The following is a 16490-nucleotide window of genomic DNA, read 5'->3' as shown; positions in this document are numbered from 1 at the left end:
GGCGGGAAACACTCAATGGTTGAAGGATTTGACGAGCAGCAGGTCGCCGATGGCGCGCAGCGGCACCACGAAGGTCTCGCGCTTCTCGTTCACGGTGTTCTCGTTGAACACCAGGTTGATCTGGGCGGTGATGAGGTCGTTCTGGTTACTGCCGGCCTGGAAGTTGTAGCCCTGCGGGCCGAGGTTGCCCCAGTAGTTGACGTACACCAGGTAGGTGCCGTGGGGCGGCGCGGCCAGGGTGAACATCTCCGGTCCGGGCCCGTCGACGCTGTCCACGTCCAGGCCGCCGCCGTTGCTCAGCACCGGGTGGGCCCAGAAGGCGTGCTGGCCGTCCGGGGTAATGACATGCAGGTCGAGTTCGGCCTTGGGATCGTCCCAACCGAGGGCAATGCGCAGGCGCGCGGGCGTCTTGCTCTGGTTGGCCTCGTAGAACTGCACGCGCTTGACCGTCTTGCCGTCGACGCTGAGAGCCACGCTGTTGGAGCCGGCGCCGAAGTTATAGGGCCGCACGAAGCGCCCTTCGGCATCGGTGTAGAGCGGCAGCGGGTTGCCGTTGACCACCAGGCGGTACGGCTGGCGGGCGTCGGCGAGGTCTTTCAGGCGCCCCTCGATCAGGCTGCGCCCACGCTGGGCGCCCCGGTCGATGGGTGGGGTGGGATAGGCGACGCGGGCTTCGCCGTCGCGCTCGTTGAGTCCGTTATAGCGCCAGCCTGCCGTGGGGCCTTCCAGGGACACGGAAGGTTCCGCCCGGGCCGTTGCGACGAACGCAGCCAGGACGAGGAGCAGACAGGGGAGGATGCGCATGTTTAATCCGTTAACGGCGCGAAGGTGGCAAAGGCTAGCGAGTCGCCATCAAGCCCGCAATGGGCTCACTGGAAAAGAAGAATTCCGTCACAGTTAGGATTCAAATCCAACCGCCCCACTGCAACACCGCCAGACCGATATTGGTGGTCACCACCGCCGCCAGGGTGGTGATCACGATGATCGCCGCCGCCAGGTCGTGGTTGCCGCCCGCCGCCTTGGCCATGACGAAACTGGCCGCCGCCGTCGGGCTGGCGAAATAGAGGAACAGGATGCCCAGCTCGGCGCCGCGGAAGCCGCAGAAGAACGCGCCCAGCGTGGCGAACAGCGGCATCCAGACCATCTTGATCAGGCTGGCGCCGATGGCCAGGTGGCTGGAGGCACGCAGCGAGGCCAGCGACAAGGTGCCGCCAATGCAGATCAGCGCCAGCGGCAGGGTCAGTTTCGCCAGGTACTCGCCGGAAACGATCAGCGCGCCCGGCAGCGGAATCTTCCAGTAGGCGAAGGGAATGGCCAGCAGCACGCCGAGGATCAGCGGGTTGGTGAAAATGCTGCGCAGGATGTGGCGGACGCTGGTCTTGACGTTCGGGTTGTAGACCTCCAGCACCAGCACGGACAGGGTGTTGTAGCTAAGGATCACCACCCCGCCCAGCACGCCACCGAGGGACAGGCCATAGTCGCCGTACAGGCTGGTGGCCAGCGCCAGACCGACGATGCCGTTGTTGCCGCGGAACGAGCCCTGCACATAGACACCCCGGTCGGCGCGCGGGCAGCGCCAGATCGCCCAGCCCCAACTGAGCAGGAAGCCGGCCAGGGTCGCCGCCACGAAATAGCCGATCACCGCCGGTTGCAGCGCGGTATTGAGGTCGGCATGGAGAATGGCGAGGAACAGCATGACCGGCATGCTGACGTTGAACACCAGCCCGGAGGCGGTGTTGACGAAATGGGCATCGATCAGCCCCAGGCGCTTCAGCAGGATGCCCAGGAAAAGCATCGCGAAGACCGGAAGGGTGATGTTCAGCGTCTGCAGGACGAGAGGGAGCATACCGCGACCCGGCTATCGATTAGGTTGCTAATCATAGCCATATGAACGCGGAAAAGCGTCTCCCCGGCCGTGGCGCATGCCTGGCCGGGCAGGTTTCAGCCAGTCAGCGGCGGACCGGGCGCTTCTGCAACTTACGCTGCAAGGTGCGGCGGTGCATGCCCAGGGCACGGGCGGTGGCGGAGATATTGCCGTCGTGTTCGGCCAGGACGCGCTGGATGTGCTCCCACTGCAGGCGATCCACCGACATCGGGTTTTCCGGCACCAGGCTGTCCAGGTCGGCATGCTCGGAGAGCAGCGCGGTGAGCACGTCGTCGGCGTCGGCCGGCTTGCACAGGTAGTTGCAGGCGCCACGCTTGATCGCCTCCACGGCGGTGGCGATGCTCGAATAACCGGTGAGGATCAGCACGCGCATTTCCGGGTCCAGCGCCAGCAGCTTGGGCAGCAGGACCAGCCCGGAGTCGCCTTCCATCTTCAGGTCCAGCACGGCGTAGTCCGGCAGGTCCTGTTCCGCCAGCTTCAAGCCCTCTTCGGCCGAACCGGCACAGGTCACGCGCAGGCCGCGCCGGTCCATGGCGCGCGCCATCACGCGGGTGAAGGTGGCGTCGTCATCGACCAGCAGCAGGTGCGGCTGCTCTTCGCCTTCGATCTGGGGGTTTTCACTCATGGTCGTCTCTCGCTGCCAGTCTCGGAAGGCGCAGCTCGGTCAGCGTTCCGCCCTCCTCGTGATTGTAGAGCTTCACCGACCCGCCGGCCCGGGTCACGCTGGCCTGGCTGAGGAACAGGCCGAGGCCGAAGCCCTTGCCCTTGGTGGTGAAGAAGGGTTTGCCGAGTTGCTCGGCGATCGCCAGGGGCACGCCGACCCCGTGGTCGCGGATGCTGATGCACAGCTCGTAGGCGTCCCAGTCGAGGCAGATATCGAGGTCGTCCGGGCAAGCATCGGCGGCGTTGTTCAACAGGTTGAGCAGTGCCTGGGTCAGGTCCGGCGGCGGCGCCAGGCGCGGCACGCTGCCCTGGCCGAGGCGCTGGTAGCGGTAGCTGGCTTCCGGGCGCATCAGGTGCCAGCGGTTCAGCGCGGCCTCCAGCCAGGCAGCGGCGCTCTGTTCTTCCACGGTCTGGCGACGGTCGGCCTCGGCCGCGCGAACCAGATGCTGCAGGGTGTCCTTGCACAGCTTGACCTGCTCCTGCAGCACCGCCAGATCCTCCTGTAGCAGCGGGTCGGGGTGCTCGCGGCGCAGCTCCTTGATCAATACGCTCATGGTCGCCAGCGGCGTGCCCAACTCATGGGCGGCGCCGGCGGCCTGGGTCGCCACGGCGAGCAGTTGCTGGTCGCGCAGCATCTCTTCGCGGCGCTCGGCCTGGAGCTGGTCCTGGCGACGAAGCGCCCCGGCCATCTTGACCACGAAGAAGGTGATGAAAGCCGCCGACAGGGCGAAGTTCAGCCACATGCCGAACAGGTGCAGGCTGATCAGCATGGCCTCGTGCTGGACATTGGCCATGTGCAGCGGGTGATACCAGATCAGCAGTGCGGTGTAGCCGGTCAGCGCCAGGCCGCTGAGCACCATGGAATAGAACCACGGCAGGATCGCCGCGGCGATGGTCAGCGGCACCAGGTAATAGGAAACGAAGGGGTTGGTGGAGCCCCCCGAGTAGTACAGCAGCACGCTGTGGATGATCAGGTCGCAGGCGAGCTGGACGGCATACTCCAGCTCGGTCACCGGCCACGGGCCGCGCAGTCGCAGCGCGGTGAGCAGGCACAGCCCGGCGGACACACAGAGGGTCATGCTCAACTCGAGCCAGGGCAGCGGCAGCAGGTCGGAGACGTAGGCGATGCCTACCGAGCCGGCCTGGGCGGCCAGCACGAGGATGCGGATCAGCGTGAGACGCCAGAGATTCTGCCGGCTGGCGGAAAGAAGCTGTACGGGTTCGAGCATGCGTGTTCCATGGGGACCGGCATCGGGCGAGGCCCGAGTATAACCAAGCCTCGCCGGCTGACTGCTGATCTGCGGCAACGCGACGCAGTGAAACCCGATTTAACCCGGATTGCCTGCGCGTTACGTCCAAAGGATCGACTGCCACCTCCGCGCTCCGGCTAGCAAGGTGGCGAAAACGCTCTACTCTCTTGCAATCCACCCTGTACAAGGAGTTGCCATGCTTTCCCTCCCCCGTCTCGCCGCGCTGTTCAGCCTGAGCCTCGCGGCCCTCGCCAGCCTGCCGGCCGGTGCCGACGAACCCCGCTACAACCAGATCGCCCTGCGCGCCGAAGTCAGCCAGGAAGTGGCCCACGACCGTATGCACGTGCTGCTCTACAGCGAAGCGCAGAGCAGCGACCCGGCCAAGCTGGCCGGCGACATCACCCGTACCCTCAATGCCGCCGTCGACCAGGCGCGCAAGGTCAAGGGCGTGACCGTCAGCCTCGGCAGCCGCAACAGCTATCCGGTCTACGACGAGAAAGGCCAGAAGATCACCGCCTGGCGCGAGCGCGCCGAGGTGCGCCTGGAAAGCGCCGACTTCGCCGCCCTCTCCCAGCTCACCGCCGACCTGATGAGCAGCATGAAGATGGGCGGCATGGACTTCGCCATCTCCCAGGCCACCCGCAAGCAACATGAAGACGCCCTGCTCAAGGAAGCCGTGGCCGCCTTCAAGGCCCGCGCCCAGCTCGCCACCGAAGCGCTCGGCGGCAAGGGCTACAAACTGGTCAACCTGAACCTCAGCAGCGGCGGCTTCCCGCAACCGATGCCGCGCATGGCCATGAAAGGCATGGCCTTGATGGAAGCCAGCGCTCCGGCCCAGGACATCGAGGCCGGCACCAGCCAGATCACCCTGAACGCCGATGGCGTGATCGAAGTGGAAATGCCCTGATCCGGTGCGGCGGTGCTCCGTATGGCGCACCGCCGGCTGACCGGCCCGTCAGGATAGTTATAAAAACGCGACATTCACGGACGAACTGGAAGCAGATTCGCCCCGAAAGAATCCGGGTGACTTGCACCGGGCATACGCCCTGCATAGCTTCACCCGGGTCGGCCCATGAGGCCGTACCTCGACGACAATGACAACAAATTGAGGACATCATGCGCAAAAACGCCGTCATTCCGTTTCTTCTCGGCGCAGGGCTGATCGCCGGCGCTCCCGTCGCCCAGGCCGCCAGCAACCTCGTGTTCTGCTCGGAAGGCAGCCCGGCCGGCTTCGACCCGGGCCAGTTCACCACCGGCACCGATTTCGATGCCGCGGCCGAGACCGTCTACAACCGCCTGAGCCAGTTCGAGCGCGGCGGTACCAAGGTCGTGCCGGGCCTGGCGGAAAGCTGGGACGTCTCCGACGACGGCCTGACCTACACCTTCCACCTCCGCAAGGGCGTGAAATTCCACAGCACCGACTTCTTCAAGCCGACCCGCGAATTCAATGCGGACGACGTGCTGTTCACCTTCCAGCGCATGCTCGACAAGGACCACCCGTTCCGTAAGGCCTACCCCACCGAATTCCCCTACTTCACCGACATGGGGATGGACACCAACATCACCAGCGTGGAAAAACTCGACGACCACACCGTCAAGTTCACCCTGGCTGCGGTCGACGCCGCGTTCATCCAGAACCTGGCGATGAGCTTCGCCTCGATCCACTCCGCCGAGTACGCCGACCAGTTGCTCAAGGCCGGCAAGCCCGCCGACATCAACCAGAAGCCCATCGGCACCGGCCCCTTCGTGTTCAAGCGTTACCAGAAGGACGCGCAGATCCGCTTCACCGGCAACAAGGACTACTGGAACCCGGACGAAGTGAAGGTGGACAACCTGATCTTCTCGATCAACACCGACGCCTCGGTGCGCGCCCAGAAGCTCAAGGCCGGCGAGTGCCAGATCACCCTCAACCCGCGCCCGGCCGACCTCGAAGGCCTGAAGAAGGACCCGAACCTCGAAGTCGCCGAACAGCCCGGCTTCAATCTCGGCTACATCGCCTACAACGTCACCCACAAGCCGCTCGACCAGCTCGAAGTGCGCCAGGCGCTGGACATGGCGGTGAACAAGAAGGCGATCATCGGCGCCGTGTACCAGGGTGCCGGCCAACTGGCCAAGAACGCCCTGCCGCCGACCCAGTGGTCCTATGACGACAGCATCCAGGACACCGTCTACGACCCGGAAAAAGCCAAGGAACTGCTGAAAAAGGCCGGCATCAAGGAAGGTACCGAAATCACCCTCTGGGCCATGCCGGTGCAGCGTCCATACAACCCCAACGCCAAGCTGATGGCCGAGATGATCCAGTCCGACTGGGCCAAGGTCGGCATCAAGGCCCGTATCGTCACCTACGAATGGGGCGAGTACCTCAAGCGCTCCAAGGCCGGCGAGCACGACACCATGCTGATCGGCTGGACCGGCGACAACGGCGACCCGGACAACTGGCTGGGCACCCTCTACGGCTGCGACGCGGTGAACGGCAACAACTTCTCCAAGTGGTGCTACCCCGAGTACGACAAGCTAATCAAGGACGGCAAGCGCGTCACCGACCAGGACAAGCGCACCGCCCTTTACAAAGAGGCCCAGCACATCCTCAAGGGCCAGGTACCGATCACCCCGATCGCCCACTCCACCGTCAACCAGCCCATGCGCAAGACCGTGCAAGACTTCAAGGTCAGCCCGTTCGGGTTGAACTCCTTCTACGGCGTCGGCGTGAAATAACCCCACCGCTCCCGGCCGCATATCGGCCGGGAGCGAGGGTCGAATTCATTCGACCGAGGGTGTGAAGCCCGAGCCAGCCCAGCCCTCGGACTAGAGGGCACCTCTAAAAACGTAGACGAGGCAGTCAGCACAAGGCCTCGGCGGCCCCACAAAAACAAGCGAAAAAGCGCAGTTTACGGGCTGTAAATGAGCATTTTGACTGGGCTCGCATCCGAGCTTGTTTTTAACGCAGTGATGACAACGCAGGTAGTTTTTAGAGGTGCCCTAGAGCGGCTTGCCCCGTTTGAGACCCATCTCGTATCGGAATTGACTCGAGGCAAGTACGGTCGCCCCTGTCTTGGACAGGGAGCACACCATGGCAAGCGATCAAGGACCTGGGCCGATGCCCAGCGTTTGCCAACCGGCATTGAAGAACACCCCACCGAAAAGCTGGCGAACACCCAAGGAACCAGCCCCACCACAGCCGCAACTCGGCGGCTGGGAATTCGACAAACAACCGCCTCGCGAACTCATCCGTCCCGCTCCACCTCCACAGCCACCGGACGAGCCCCAGCCGCCAATGGCAAAGACGTTCGTCAAATGCTGCACCATCCCCGAGGGATTGATGGACCATCCCCCAGTCGGGGACGGATGGGTGAGAACGAGCGCGTTAAGAGACTACGGAAACTTCGCCCTGCTTGGCTCCAGGGAGAGGAACGCCGATGGAAGCATCCCCCTGAAAAAGATCGGCGGGAGCGCTCTTCCCCTCACAGGAACGCTCGCTATCGGCGCCACTACCATAGGCGAGACCGCTGGCGGGATTGCAACGGGCGTCACGACAGGGGTCACGGTCGGGTTTCTGCTTGGGCTCGTGTCGTTCCTATGGCCGACGCAAACAGGCGATTCGGCGATGTACACCGAGGACGAGCTGAGGGAACGCACCACGGCGAGGACACGGGCACGGATTCACGTAGAGGAGCAGCCAGACGGAACGCTGAAAGGCTATGCGTGGTACACCGCCCCCGACAAACGCGCTCTGCGATGGGAAACGGTGCCGGTCATCCCATTCCAGCCCCAAGGAGATGCCTTTGTCGCTGACTTTGGGAATGGGGCGAACCTGACGTGGACGCCAGCCGTAGACACGTCCCAAACCCTTGGAATCCCGGCCCTGGAAGCCTCTCCAGAAATGCCGGCGGTATGGGTTTATCCACCTACCGAGACCGTGGACCGGATACTGGTCAATCCGGTATATCCGCCCGACTTCAAAGACGCCATTCTGATCTTCCCGGCTGACTCAGGTGTGCCGCCGCTGTATGTCGTGATGAACGTCCGGCTTGATCCTGGCGTAGTCACGGGACGGGGCGAGGTGGTGACAGGAATATGGCTGGAACAAGCCAGCCGGGAGCTTGGAGCACCGATTCCGGCGCAGATTGCGGATAAGCTAAGAGGGAAGGCTTTTTCCAGTTTCGATGCGTTTCGTAAAGCGTTTTGGACCGAGGTTGGGAATGATGCAGAGCTGAGTAGTCAGTTTGGTAGGCTAAACCAAGCGAACATGAAAAACGGCTTTGCCCCCTTCCCTATACCGGCTGAGCAAGTAGGCGGTAGAAAGGTGTTCGAACTACACCATGTTGAACCTATCGCACAAGGCGGTGCGGTTTATGATATGGACAACCTCCGCATTATAACACCGAAAAGACACATAGAATTACACTCTAACAGCGGAGAGGAGTAAGCAGCATGCAATTTAAAGCATCAATAAGCGAATACACCGAGAAAGAATTTCTAGAGATACTCAACAAGCTATTTAACGGCCAGTGTTCTACCGAGCAGGAATATCATGACCTGCTTGAGCATGTAGAACAGATATCTCAGCATCCAAAAGGAAACGAAATTCTTTTTTATCCAGCGCCAGGAGTAGAAGACAGCCCCGAAGGCGTTCTCCGAACAATAAAAGAATGGCGAAAGGCTAACGGGCTGCCTGGATTCAAGAAAGCATCAATACTAGACGACTGTACTATCGATACTTGGGCAATACCAGAATCAGCCCCTGGAAAAATCCACCTCATAATCACCGATCACTTTAAATGGGGAAATGAAAACGAAGCTCAACACCTGAAACTTCTTCAAGAAAAAATAAATACTTACTTGGCTTTTATAAAAAGCGGCGAGCTTACTTCTGCAATACCCTCATCAGAAGGAAAAACACCCGTAATCTTCGTGGAGGGAAAATACCCCCTTTCAGAGCAGGCGTTAAAATTCTTCTCTGCGGTGGATCAAGCTCTAAATGGGACAGGTATAGAGGTGGCGTTCGAGTCACGATGAACCTGTTGTTCAAGGTGGGGCGGTGTATGACGTAGATAACCTACGGGAGACGACGCCGAAATCCTATGGACAAAAGTGTTTCCGATTACACCGAACACGAGTTTATTAGTCTCCTGGAGAGACTGATCAATGCCTGTGGTGAAGCGCCAGATGATGAACTGGCTGATCTATTGGAGCAATTTGAAATCTCATAGGTCATCCTGCAGGCTCTGATCTTACCCTGAGCTTGGAGCGGATAACTCCGCCGAAGGGATAGCTCGAATAGTTAAAGAGTGGCGACAAGCTAATGGGCTGCCTGGCTTCAGAGAAAACTGATCCATGTATAGAGTGCGCTTCGGCTGAGCAGGTCCGAAACCAATTACTGGAGCAGTTGATTCCGGCGACTGATGAAGGCAGCGCCGGTCAGGCAACACTCGACTACAGTCCAGCCAAAAACGATAGCCCTGCAATAAATCAGCACTTACCTGGACAGGTGTACTTCTTTACGCACTTTCCACGACGTTTCGCCAGTTTATCCTCTGCAGAAACCGCCTCACTAGAGATACACTTATCGCTCTTTAACACTTCAAAAATAAGTCTCTCAAGCTCTTCCTTTTCGATCTTACTGTATGAATTCAGAATTGATCTGGCTTTCCCCTCATAGAACCTTTTTGCCAAATTAGGCGCCATCCGCTCGAAATCCGGGCCATTGCCATCAAGGAGAACGAATTTTTCAAAGGCTATTAAATCTCCGCGATGAGTTGGCGATTTCATCCTAAATGGCCCCACGCCGACCCATGTAACCTTACCTGCAATTTCTTTGGCATCCCTCCATGGAGCCTTCGACCCAATACCAACAACAGCATCAAACACTCTGTTTCGAACAGCCCCCATACAGTCGTTGATACCAAATACTCCACGATTGTCTGGATCACCAGTATGGGTTCTTTTATAAGTCAGGATTCGCATTGGACTTTCCTTGTACAAACCGAAATATTCACCAAGCTCTACAGGCACTTCAAAGCTGGCCACAACCTAATCCCTAGCTCTATAGGACCAAATGAGCTAATCCAAACCTTAGTCACTCCGCGTCGCTTTGTCAGGCTGAATGAGGCGATTTATCGCCGATGGGACTTCGACGCTCGGACTCGGTATCTCGCGCAGACACCAGCCAGAACTGAGAAATCAAACGCAACGCTGTGCCACGCACCGCTCCGTCCCCTTGTCCTTCCCCCTCCCCCGACCTATCCTGCGCCAGCCACGGTCAATCCCGTGGCCGGGTTTGGCGACTCGGATTTAGCAGCGCGATAGCGCATAACGTGCTTGCGAGAACGGCGTTCGTTCTTGCAAGCATGGCTATGCCTCTCTGTTATGGCAGATCGCGTGGGGAGACCTTCGGGTCTGCCGGTTCCTGCTAGCCGGTTCGCCAACCCTGCGCGGTCTGCCACCCATTGTTTGGCGACGTTTGGTGGCAGCTCCTTCATCGACTAGCAGGAGTTTCACCATGGAAACAGCGTTTACTCCCCTCACCTTCCACCGCTTCAACCGCCCCTTGCGAGCCGTGCTGATCGACGGCCAGCCGTGGTTTGCGGCCAAGGATTTCGGCCTGTTGATGGGCCATCGGCACCCAGAGCGGATTTGCCGGTATGTGGACGACGACCAGTTGCGCAGCGTGCGCTTCGCCCTGGCGAACGGTGGCGAGGAGGCGGTACCGGTAATCAGCGAGTCCGGGGCATATCGGGCGTTGTGGCGGTTCAATCACCCGGAACATCGCAACCTGCGGCGCTGGCTGACGCAAGAGGTGGTGCCGCTGTTGCGCGATGAACAGGCGTTACCGGCCATGGCGCCGCGGCGCACGTTGATGACGTGGGAGGCGCGGCGGGTCAGCCTGCTGGAGTGGCAGGGGGAGTTGTGGGTGCCGTTGAAGGCACTGCCGGAGCTGGTGAGTGAAGGCGCGGTACCGCGCCGGGGCCGGCTGGGACGCTGGTTGAGGTAGATCCGGATAAGCCCCGGTGCAATCCGGGGCCGCGAAGTCCCGGATTACACTTCGCTCATTCGGGCTACGACCCGTAGGGGCGAATTTATTCGCCCAGCGGAGCCAGCCTCACACCAGAGCGGGCGAATGAATTCGCCCCTACACCAGAGTTCGGCCTCTCCCGTAGCCCCTCTCCCGTAAACGGGAGAGGGGAGCAAACGTGTGCATGACCTAAAGTCCATCCCGGATTGCGCTAGCGCTTATCCGGGATACGGTTCTTTGCTCAGCAACCCAACCCGAACGGGTCATCCACCGAATGGCTCGGCTCGGTGAACCAGCGCGGTCCGTTGGCCGTCATGTAGAAGTGGTCTTCCAGGCGGATGCCGAATTCGCCGGGCACGCAGATCATCGGTTCGTTGCTGAAGCACATCCCTTCCGCCAGGGGCGTCTCGTCGCCGCGCACCAGGTACGGGCCTTCGTGCACGTCCAACCCGATGCCGTGGCCGGTACGGTGCGGCAGGCCGGGCAGGCGGTAATCGGGGCCCAGGCCGTTGGCTTCCAGGGACGCGCGGGCCGCCGCGTCGACGGTTTCGCAGGGCGCGCCGAGCCGGGCCGCTTCGAACGCGGCGAGCTGGGCGTCTTTCTCCATGTTCCACAGGGCCCGCTGGCGCTCGTTCGGTGTGCCGAAGACGTAGCTGCGGGTGATGTCCGACTGGTAGCCGTGCAACTGGCAGCCGGTGTCGATCAGCACCATGTCGCCCGCTTTGAGGATTTGCGGGTCTTTCACGCCATGGGGGAAGGCGGTGGCGGGGCCGAACAGGACGATGCAGAAGGTGGAACCGGAGGCGCCCACTTTGCGGTGCGCCTGGTGGATGAACTCGGCCACTTCGGTGGTGCTGATGCCCTCACGCAGGATGCTGGCGGCCGCCTTGTGCACGTCGAGGGTCATGCGCTTGGCGCGCTGCATCAGGGCCAGTTCGGCGGGCGACTTGCACTGCCGGCAGGCGTCGGTGACCGCCGCCGCATCGACGAACACAAAACCGGAGCCCAACTGGCGCAGGCGCTCGTACATGCCGAACGGCAGCGTCGAACACAGCCCCACCCGGTCGCCGGCCCGGACGCCCAGGCGTGCGAAGGCATCCAGCAGCAGGCGGTACGGGTCTTCGTGTTCCTCCCAGGTGTGAATCGTGCCGGGCACCACCTGGAAGTCCCGCACGGTGCCTTCCTCGAAGGCCGGCGCCAGGTATTCCAGCGCTCCCGTGGCCGGCAGCAGCGCCCCCACCAGACGCTCGCTCGGACGCCATTGCACCCCGGTGAAATAGCGCAGGTTGCTGCCGGCGTTGATGAAGGCCGCCGCGATACCCTGTTGCCGCATGAGCGCCTGGGCATGGGCGATGCGGGCCTGGTATTCGGCCAAGCCGATGGGTTCGGCGCCGTCGGTCATGATGTCGAGGCTGGCCAGGGCCTGCTCCGCCGTGCAACCACCTACTCCGAGCGTCATGGGGGCTCCTTTTTGTCTGACAGGATGAGATCGCAGAATTTAAGTGCAGCTTAAATTCAGGTCAAAGGGAATTTCAGTGGTGCTTAAGTCCTATTGGCTTTTCAGCGAGACGGCTGTGCGTATACTGGCCGCCTTCCCCTACGAGCCGTACCCATGACCGTAGATCGCATCGGCGAACGCCTGCGCCGCTATCGGCGAGCCGCCAAGAAGACACTCAACCAGGTCGCTGCGGAAGCCGGACTGACCGCCAGTTTCCTGTCCCAGGCCGAGCGCAATCTCACCGGCATCTCCATTTCGTCGCTGGCGAATATCGCCAAGTCCCTTGGCGTGCCGCTCAACGTGCTGTTCGACCAGCCGCCCCAGCCGCAGCCGGACTCCCACCAGGGCGAGCGGGTGCGCTATGCCATCGAGGGCCAGCCGCTGACCTATGAGCGACTGTCCAGCAGCTTCCCCGGCAACCTGATCAACGCGGTGAAAATGAGCATGCCGGTGGGTTACCAGTCGGAGCTGATTTCCCACGAAGGTGCCGAGTTCGCCTATGTCCTCTCCGGGCAGATCCTCTACACCATCGAAGACCGCCAGTACCCGCTGGGTGCCGGCGATTCGGTGCACTTCGACGCGGGCAAGCCGCACTGCCTGGCCAACACCGGCAGCGATGTGGCCGAGGTGCTGACCGTTACCACCATGGCCCTGTTCGACGATCCCAGCCGTTAAGTTTTGTCATCGGGACCGTGAAGAAATGTTAGTAGCGCTTAATTTCTGTTGACCGCTATTTCAGTATCACTTAATTTCGAGCGCGATCGGTTGCCCCCTTTGGGCGACTCTACCGCCGCTCCCCCTCTGCCAGACCCGGCCGTTGGGATGAGCGAACGACCCGGTCCACAAGGCCGTAGAAAAAGAACAAAAGAGGTTTGCATGCGCAAGAATTCCCGATTCCCGGCATGGCTCGCCGCCGGTCTCGCCCTCAGCGCCCCCTTCGCTTCCGCCAGCAACCTGGTGTTCTGCTCGGAAGGCAGCCCGGCCGGCTTCGACCCCGGCCAGTACACCACCGGCACCGATTTCGATGCGACCTCGGAACCCCTGTTCAACCGCCTGGCGCAGTTCCAGCGCGGCAGCACCCGCGCCGTTCCGGCACTGGCCGAGCGTTGGGATGTCAGCGATGACGGCCTGACCTACACCTTCCACTTGCGCCAGGGCGTGAAGTTCCACAGCACCGACTATTTCAAGCCGACCCGCGAATTCAATGCGGATGACGTGCTGTTCACCTTCCAGCGGATGCTCGACAAGGACCATCCGTTCCGCAAGGCCTACCCCTCCGAGTTCCCCTACTTCACCGACATGGGCCTGGACAAGACCATCGCCAAGGTGGAGAAGGTCGACGAGCACACCGTGCGCTTCGTCCTGAACACTGTGGACGCCGCCTTCATCCAGAACCTGGCGATGAACTTCGCCGCCATCCATTCCGCCGAATACGCGGACCAGTTACTCAAGGCCGGCAAGCCGCAGCAACTCAACCAGAAGCCCATCGGCACCGGTCCCTTCGTGTTCAAGCGCTACCAGAAGGACGCGCAGATCCGCTTCACCGGCAACAAGGACTACTGGAAGCCCGAGGACGTGAAGATCGACAACCTGATCTTCTCCATCAACACCGACGCCTCGGTGCGCGCGCAGAAGCTCAAGGCCGGCGAATGCCAGATCACCCTCAACCCGCGCCCGGCCGACCTCAAGGCCCTGCAGGACGACCCGAAGCTGACGGTGCCCAGCCAACCCGGCTACAACCTCGGCTATATCGCCTACAACGTCACCCGCGCGCCCTTCGACAAGCTGGAAGTGCGCCAGGCGCTGGACATGGCGGTGGACAAGCAGGCCATCGTCGATGCCGTGTACCAGGGTGCCGGGCAACTGGCGGTGAACGGCATGCCGCCGACCCAGTGGTCCTACGATGAAACCATCAAGGACCGCGCCTACGATCCGGAGAAAGCCAAGGCACTGCTGAAGCAGGCTGGCATCGCCGAAGGCAGCGAGATCACCCTCTGGGCCATGCCGGTGCAGCGTCCGTACAACCCCAACGCCAAGCTGATGGCCGAGATGATCCAGTCCGACTGGGCCAAGGTCGGCATCAAGGCACGCATCGTCAGCTACGAGTGGGGCGAGTACATCAAGCGTGCGCACAACGGCGAACACGACGCCATGCTGATCGGCTGGACCGGCGACAACGGCGACCCGGACAACTGGCTGGGCACGCTCTATGGCTGCGACTCGGTGGATGGCAATAACTTCTCCAAGTGGTGCGACGCCGACTACGACAAGCTGGTGAAGCAGGCCAAGGCCGTCACCGACGTGGAGCAGCGCACCGCGCTCTACAAACAGGCCCAGCACGTACTGCAGCAACAGGTGCCGATCACTCCCATCGCGCATTCCACGGTGTACCAGCCGATGCGCACCAGCGTTCAGGGCTTCCTGATCAGCCCGTTCGGACGCAACTCCTTCTACGGCGTGAGCAACGCGCCCTGACCCGACGGGGCGGCGCCAGGTGCCGCCCCATCTCCCGCGTTATCGACATCCGGCAGCAGACCGGAGTACCGCGTGTTTTTTCATACCTGCCCTAAAAGATTCGCAAGGATGCTGCTCCCCGCGCATCGCTTCGGTGAGCGGATCGCAGAGAAATGCAGGGCCTATCGGCCGGCAGTCGCGCTCGGCGGTCCGCAAGAGCAACGGGTAGTTCGTCCTTGTCCTGGAAAAAACCACAAGAAACAGGAGCGACTGCTATGAAAACCACACTGAATCGACCGGCCACCGTCGGCCTCGCATTGCTCGCCCTCGCCGCGCCGGCCCTGGCGGAAGAGGAAACGGCGTCGCCACCGACGAACAACCCGGTGTTCTCCACCGAGGTGGAGGGGGTGACGGACGTCGCCGAGCCGCCCAAGGGCCAGGCCGGCGCCACCGGCTTCGTCGAGGGCCAGAGCCTGACCCTGTCCACCCGCAACTTCTATGCGCGTGAACACACCGAAGACAGCTTCGCCTTCCGCATTCCCAAGGACGGCGGCGCGGAGCGCACCCACGCCCGCAAGACCTGGGTGCAGGGCACCATCCTCAAGTACAGCTCCGGCTACACCCAGGGCACCGTGGGCTTCGGCCTGGACGTCGGCGCGTTCAGCGCGATCAACCTGGAGCGCGGCAAGGGCCGCATCGCCGGCGGCGGCAACCGGACCCTGGCGGACAGCAACGGCCATGGCGTGGACGAGTGGTCGAAGCTGGGCATCGCCGACGTCCGCCTGCGCGCCTCCAGCACCGAGCTGAAGGTCGGCCGCTTCCTGGTCGACACGCCGGTGTTCGGCTACATCGACAACCGCGCCCTGCCCTCCAGCTTCACCGGCGCGGCGCTGACCAGCGAAGAGCTGGACGGCCTGGTCCTGCAGGGCGGCAGCTTCACCCGGGTCAGCCCGCGTACCGGCGCCGGCGACGAAGACTTCACCACCGAATACGGCACCCGCGAGGTGGAAGCCGACCGCATGAGCTACCTGGGCGGCACCTACACGCCGCTGGATCACCTGGAAGTCTCCGTCTACGGCGGCCTGTTCGAGGATGTGTGGAAGCAGTACTACCTGAGCCTGACCCACGACCTGGGCGACAAGGAAACCCTCGCCCTGCGCACCGCCTTCAACGGCTACGCCACCCGCGACGCCGGCGACCGCAAGGCCGGCTACATCGACAACAACACCTGGAGCCTGGCATTCACCCTCGCCCACCAGGCGCACTCGCTGACCCTGGCCTGGCAGCAGGTCGACGGCGACGAATATTTCGATTACGTGCACGAGACCGCCGCCATCTACCTGGCCAACTCGCTGCTCTCCGACTTCAACGGCCCCAACGAGAAGTCCGCGCAGATCCGCTACGCCACCGACTGGTCGCACTTCGGCGTGCCCGGTTTCAGCACCACCTTCTGGTATGCCAAGGGCTGGGACATCGACGGTACCCACTACGACGGCGACCGCAACGGCGCCTACGGCAACTACGCCGAGGTCCGCGCCCAGGACGGCGAGAAGCATCACGAGTATGGGTTGGTCGGTGCCTATACGGTGCAGAGCGGCGCGATCAAGGACAGCACCTTCAAGGTGAGCTATATGTCCCATCGCTCCAGCCGCAACCAGGTCGACGGCAGCCTCGACGAGCTGCGCATCGTCAGCACCTTCCCCTTCAACCTGCTGTAACGAGGAGACG

The 16490-nt window shown here is 62.1% G+C and carries 15 protein-coding genes; 9 read left to right on the top strand and 6 right to left on the bottom strand.

From position 1 onward, the window contains the following. Positions 1-12 precede the first annotated feature (12 nt). The 4 genes from PIN01S_RS15110 to PIN01S_RS15095 all read right to left on the bottom strand — a co-directional run bounded on the left by PIN01S_RS15110 (position 13) and on the right by PIN01S_RS15095 (position 3777). The gene (locus tag PIN01S_RS15110; RefSeq protein WP_084336512.1) at positions 13-804 is read right to left on the bottom strand and encodes a YfaP family protein; all 792 of its coding nucleotides are present in this window, start codon (positions 802-804) and stop codon (positions 13-15) included. 100 nt (positions 805-904) lie between these two features. Beyond that, positions 905-1846 (bottom strand): AEC family transporter, encoded by a 942-nt coding sequence (locus tag PIN01S_RS15105; protein WP_084336511.1) that lies wholly within the window; start codon positions 1844-1846, stop codon positions 905-907. A gap of 103 nt (positions 1847-1949) precedes the next feature. Continuing rightward, positions 1950-2510 (bottom strand): response regulator transcription factor, encoded by a 561-nt coding sequence (locus PIN01S_RS15100; protein WP_084336510.1) that lies wholly within the window; start codon positions 2508-2510, stop codon positions 1950-1952. Then, a complete protein-coding gene (locus tag PIN01S_RS15095; protein ID WP_084336509.1) occupies positions 2503-3777 on the bottom strand; it encodes an ATP-binding protein in 1275 nt (424 codons plus the stop codon). The genes PIN01S_RS15100 and PIN01S_RS15095 overlap by 8 nt, the downstream gene beginning before the upstream one ends. Before the next feature lie 217 nt (positions 3778-3994). Here PIN01S_RS15095 and PIN01S_RS15090 point away from each other — a divergent pair, with 217 nt between their 5' ends. The 5 genes from PIN01S_RS15090 (at position 3995) to PIN01S_RS27455 (ending at position 9008) form a co-directional block, all read left to right on the top strand. Continuing rightward, positions 3995-4705 carry an SIMPL domain-containing protein gene (locus PIN01S_RS15090; RefSeq protein WP_084336508.1) on the top strand — a complete coding sequence of 237 codons (711 nt, stop codon included), beginning with the start codon at positions 3995-3997 and terminating at the stop codon, positions 4703-4705. A 209-nt stretch (positions 4706-4914) separates the two neighbouring features. Further along, entirely contained in the window at positions 4915-6513 is a 1599-nt protein-coding gene (locus tag PIN01S_RS15085) for an ABC transporter substrate-binding protein (RefSeq protein ID WP_084336507.1), read from the top strand. A gap of 559 nt (positions 6514-7072) precedes the next feature. After that, positions 7073-8224: a pyocin-S2/colicin E7-DNase domain-containing protein gene (locus tag PIN01S_RS15080; protein ID WP_244505993.1), complete on the top strand. Its 1152-nt coding sequence runs from the start codon at positions 7073-7075 to the stop codon at positions 8222-8224. Between the two features lie 5 nt (positions 8225-8229). Next, positions 8230-8814, top strand: a complete 585-nt coding sequence (locus PIN01S_RS15075; protein ID WP_084336505.1) for a bacteriocin immunity protein — start codon at positions 8230-8232, stop codon at positions 8812-8814. Positions 8815-8879: 65 nt separating this feature from the next. Continuing rightward, positions 8880-9008, top strand: coding sequence for a bacteriocin immunity protein (locus tag PIN01S_RS27455; RefSeq protein ID WP_342029062.1), 129 nt, complete (start codon positions 8880-8882; stop codon positions 9006-9008). 259 nt (positions 9009-9267) lie between these two features. On the opposite strand, the gene PIN01S_RS26415 is transcribed toward PIN01S_RS27455, so the two are convergent. Beyond that, a complete protein-coding gene (locus tag PIN01S_RS26415) occupies positions 9268-9825 on the bottom strand; it encodes a hypothetical protein (protein WP_139198569.1) in 558 nt (185 codons plus the stop codon). 472 nt (positions 9826-10297) lie between these two features. Here PIN01S_RS26415 and PIN01S_RS15065 point away from each other — a divergent pair, with 472 nt between their 5' ends. Next, complete coding sequence (locus PIN01S_RS15065) at positions 10298-10789, top strand: BRO-N domain-containing protein (RefSeq protein ID WP_084336504.1); 492 nt, start codon at positions 10298-10300, stop codon at positions 10787-10789. A 262-nt stretch (positions 10790-11051) separates the two neighbouring features. On the opposite strand, the gene PIN01S_RS15060 is transcribed toward PIN01S_RS15065, so the two are convergent. Continuing rightward, entirely contained in the window at positions 11052-12269 is a 1218-nt protein-coding gene (locus tag PIN01S_RS15060; protein ID WP_084336503.1) for a M24 family metallopeptidase, read from the bottom strand. A gap of 153 nt (positions 12270-12422) precedes the next feature. On the opposite strand from PIN01S_RS15060, the gene PIN01S_RS15055 reads away from it, so the two are divergent. From PIN01S_RS15055 to PIN01S_RS15045, 3 genes are all read left to right on the top strand, one after another. Then, complete coding sequence (locus tag PIN01S_RS15055; RefSeq protein ID WP_084336502.1) at positions 12423-12983, top strand: helix-turn-helix domain-containing protein; 561 nt, start codon at positions 12423-12425, stop codon at positions 12981-12983. A gap of 201 nt (positions 12984-13184) precedes the next feature. Beyond that, positions 13185-14783 (top strand): ABC transporter substrate-binding protein, encoded by a 1599-nt coding sequence (locus PIN01S_RS15050; protein WP_084336501.1) that lies wholly within the window; start codon positions 13185-13187, stop codon positions 14781-14783. A 254-nt stretch (positions 14784-15037) separates the two neighbouring features. Beyond that, positions 15038-16480 (top strand): OprD family porin, encoded by a 1443-nt coding sequence (locus PIN01S_RS15045; RefSeq protein WP_084336500.1) that lies wholly within the window; start codon positions 15038-15040, stop codon positions 16478-16480. Positions 16481-16490: the final 10 nt, after the last annotated feature.

It is taken from the genome of Pseudomonas indica NBRC 103045 (assembly GCF_002091635.1).
In the GTDB taxonomy this organism is placed as follows: Bacteria; Pseudomonadota; Gammaproteobacteria; order Pseudomonadales; family Pseudomonadaceae; genus Pseudomonas_M; species Pseudomonas_M indica.
The sequence above is the reverse complement of the archived record's forward strand: the minus strand, read 5'-3'. Positions and strand labels throughout refer to the sequence as shown.

What these genes read in the sequence shown, in the direction of transcription:
- PIN01S_RS15095 (WP_084336509.1), bottom strand. Translation starts at nt 3,777, where the DNA reads ATGCTCGAACCCGTACAGCTTCTTTCCGCCAGCCGGCAGAATCTCTGG.
- PIN01S_RS15085 (WP_084336507.1), top strand. Translation starts at nt 4,915, where the DNA reads ATGCGCAAAAACGCCGTCATTCCGTTTCTTCTCGGCGCAGGGCTGATC.
- PIN01S_RS15055 (WP_084336502.1), top strand. Translation starts at nt 12,423, where the DNA reads ATGACCGTAGATCGCATCGGCGAACGCCTGCGCCGCTATCGGCGAGCC.
- PIN01S_RS15090 (WP_084336508.1), top strand. Translation starts at nt 3,995, where the DNA reads ATGCTTTCCCTCCCCCGTCTCGCCGCGCTGTTCAGCCTGAGCCTCGCG.
- PIN01S_RS15065 (WP_084336504.1), top strand. Translation starts at nt 10,298, where the DNA reads ATGGAAACAGCGTTTACTCCCCTCACCTTCCACCGCTTCAACCGCCCC.
- PIN01S_RS15060 (WP_084336503.1), bottom strand. Translation starts at nt 12,269, where the DNA reads ATGACGCTCGGAGTAGGTGGTTGCACGGCGGAGCAGGCCCTGGCCAGC.
- PIN01S_RS15110 (WP_084336512.1), bottom strand. Translation starts at nt 804, where the DNA reads ATGCGCATCCTCCCCTGTCTGCTCCTCGTCCTGGCTGCGTTCGTCGCA.
- PIN01S_RS15100 (WP_084336510.1), bottom strand. Translation starts at nt 2,510, where the DNA reads ATGAGTGAAAACCCCCAGATCGAAGGCGAAGAGCAGCCGCACCTGCTG.
- PIN01S_RS15080 (WP_244505993.1), top strand. Translation starts at nt 7,073, where the DNA reads ATGGCAAAGACGTTCGTCAAATGCTGCACCATCCCCGAGGGATTGATG.
- PIN01S_RS15045 (WP_084336500.1), top strand. Translation starts at nt 15,038, where the DNA reads ATGAAAACCACACTGAATCGACCGGCCACCGTCGGCCTCGCATTGCTC.
- PIN01S_RS15105 (WP_084336511.1), bottom strand. Translation starts at nt 1,846, where the DNA reads ATGCTCCCTCTCGTCCTGCAGACGCTGAACATCACCCTTCCGGTCTTC.
- PIN01S_RS15050 (WP_084336501.1), top strand. Translation starts at nt 13,185, where the DNA reads ATGCGCAAGAATTCCCGATTCCCGGCATGGCTCGCCGCCGGTCTCGCC.
- PIN01S_RS15075 (WP_084336505.1), top strand. Translation starts at nt 8,230, where the DNA reads ATGCAATTTAAAGCATCAATAAGCGAATACACCGAGAAAGAATTTCTA.
- PIN01S_RS27455 (WP_342029062.1), top strand. Translation starts at nt 8,880, where the DNA reads ATGGACAAAAGTGTTTCCGATTACACCGAACACGAGTTTATTAGTCTC.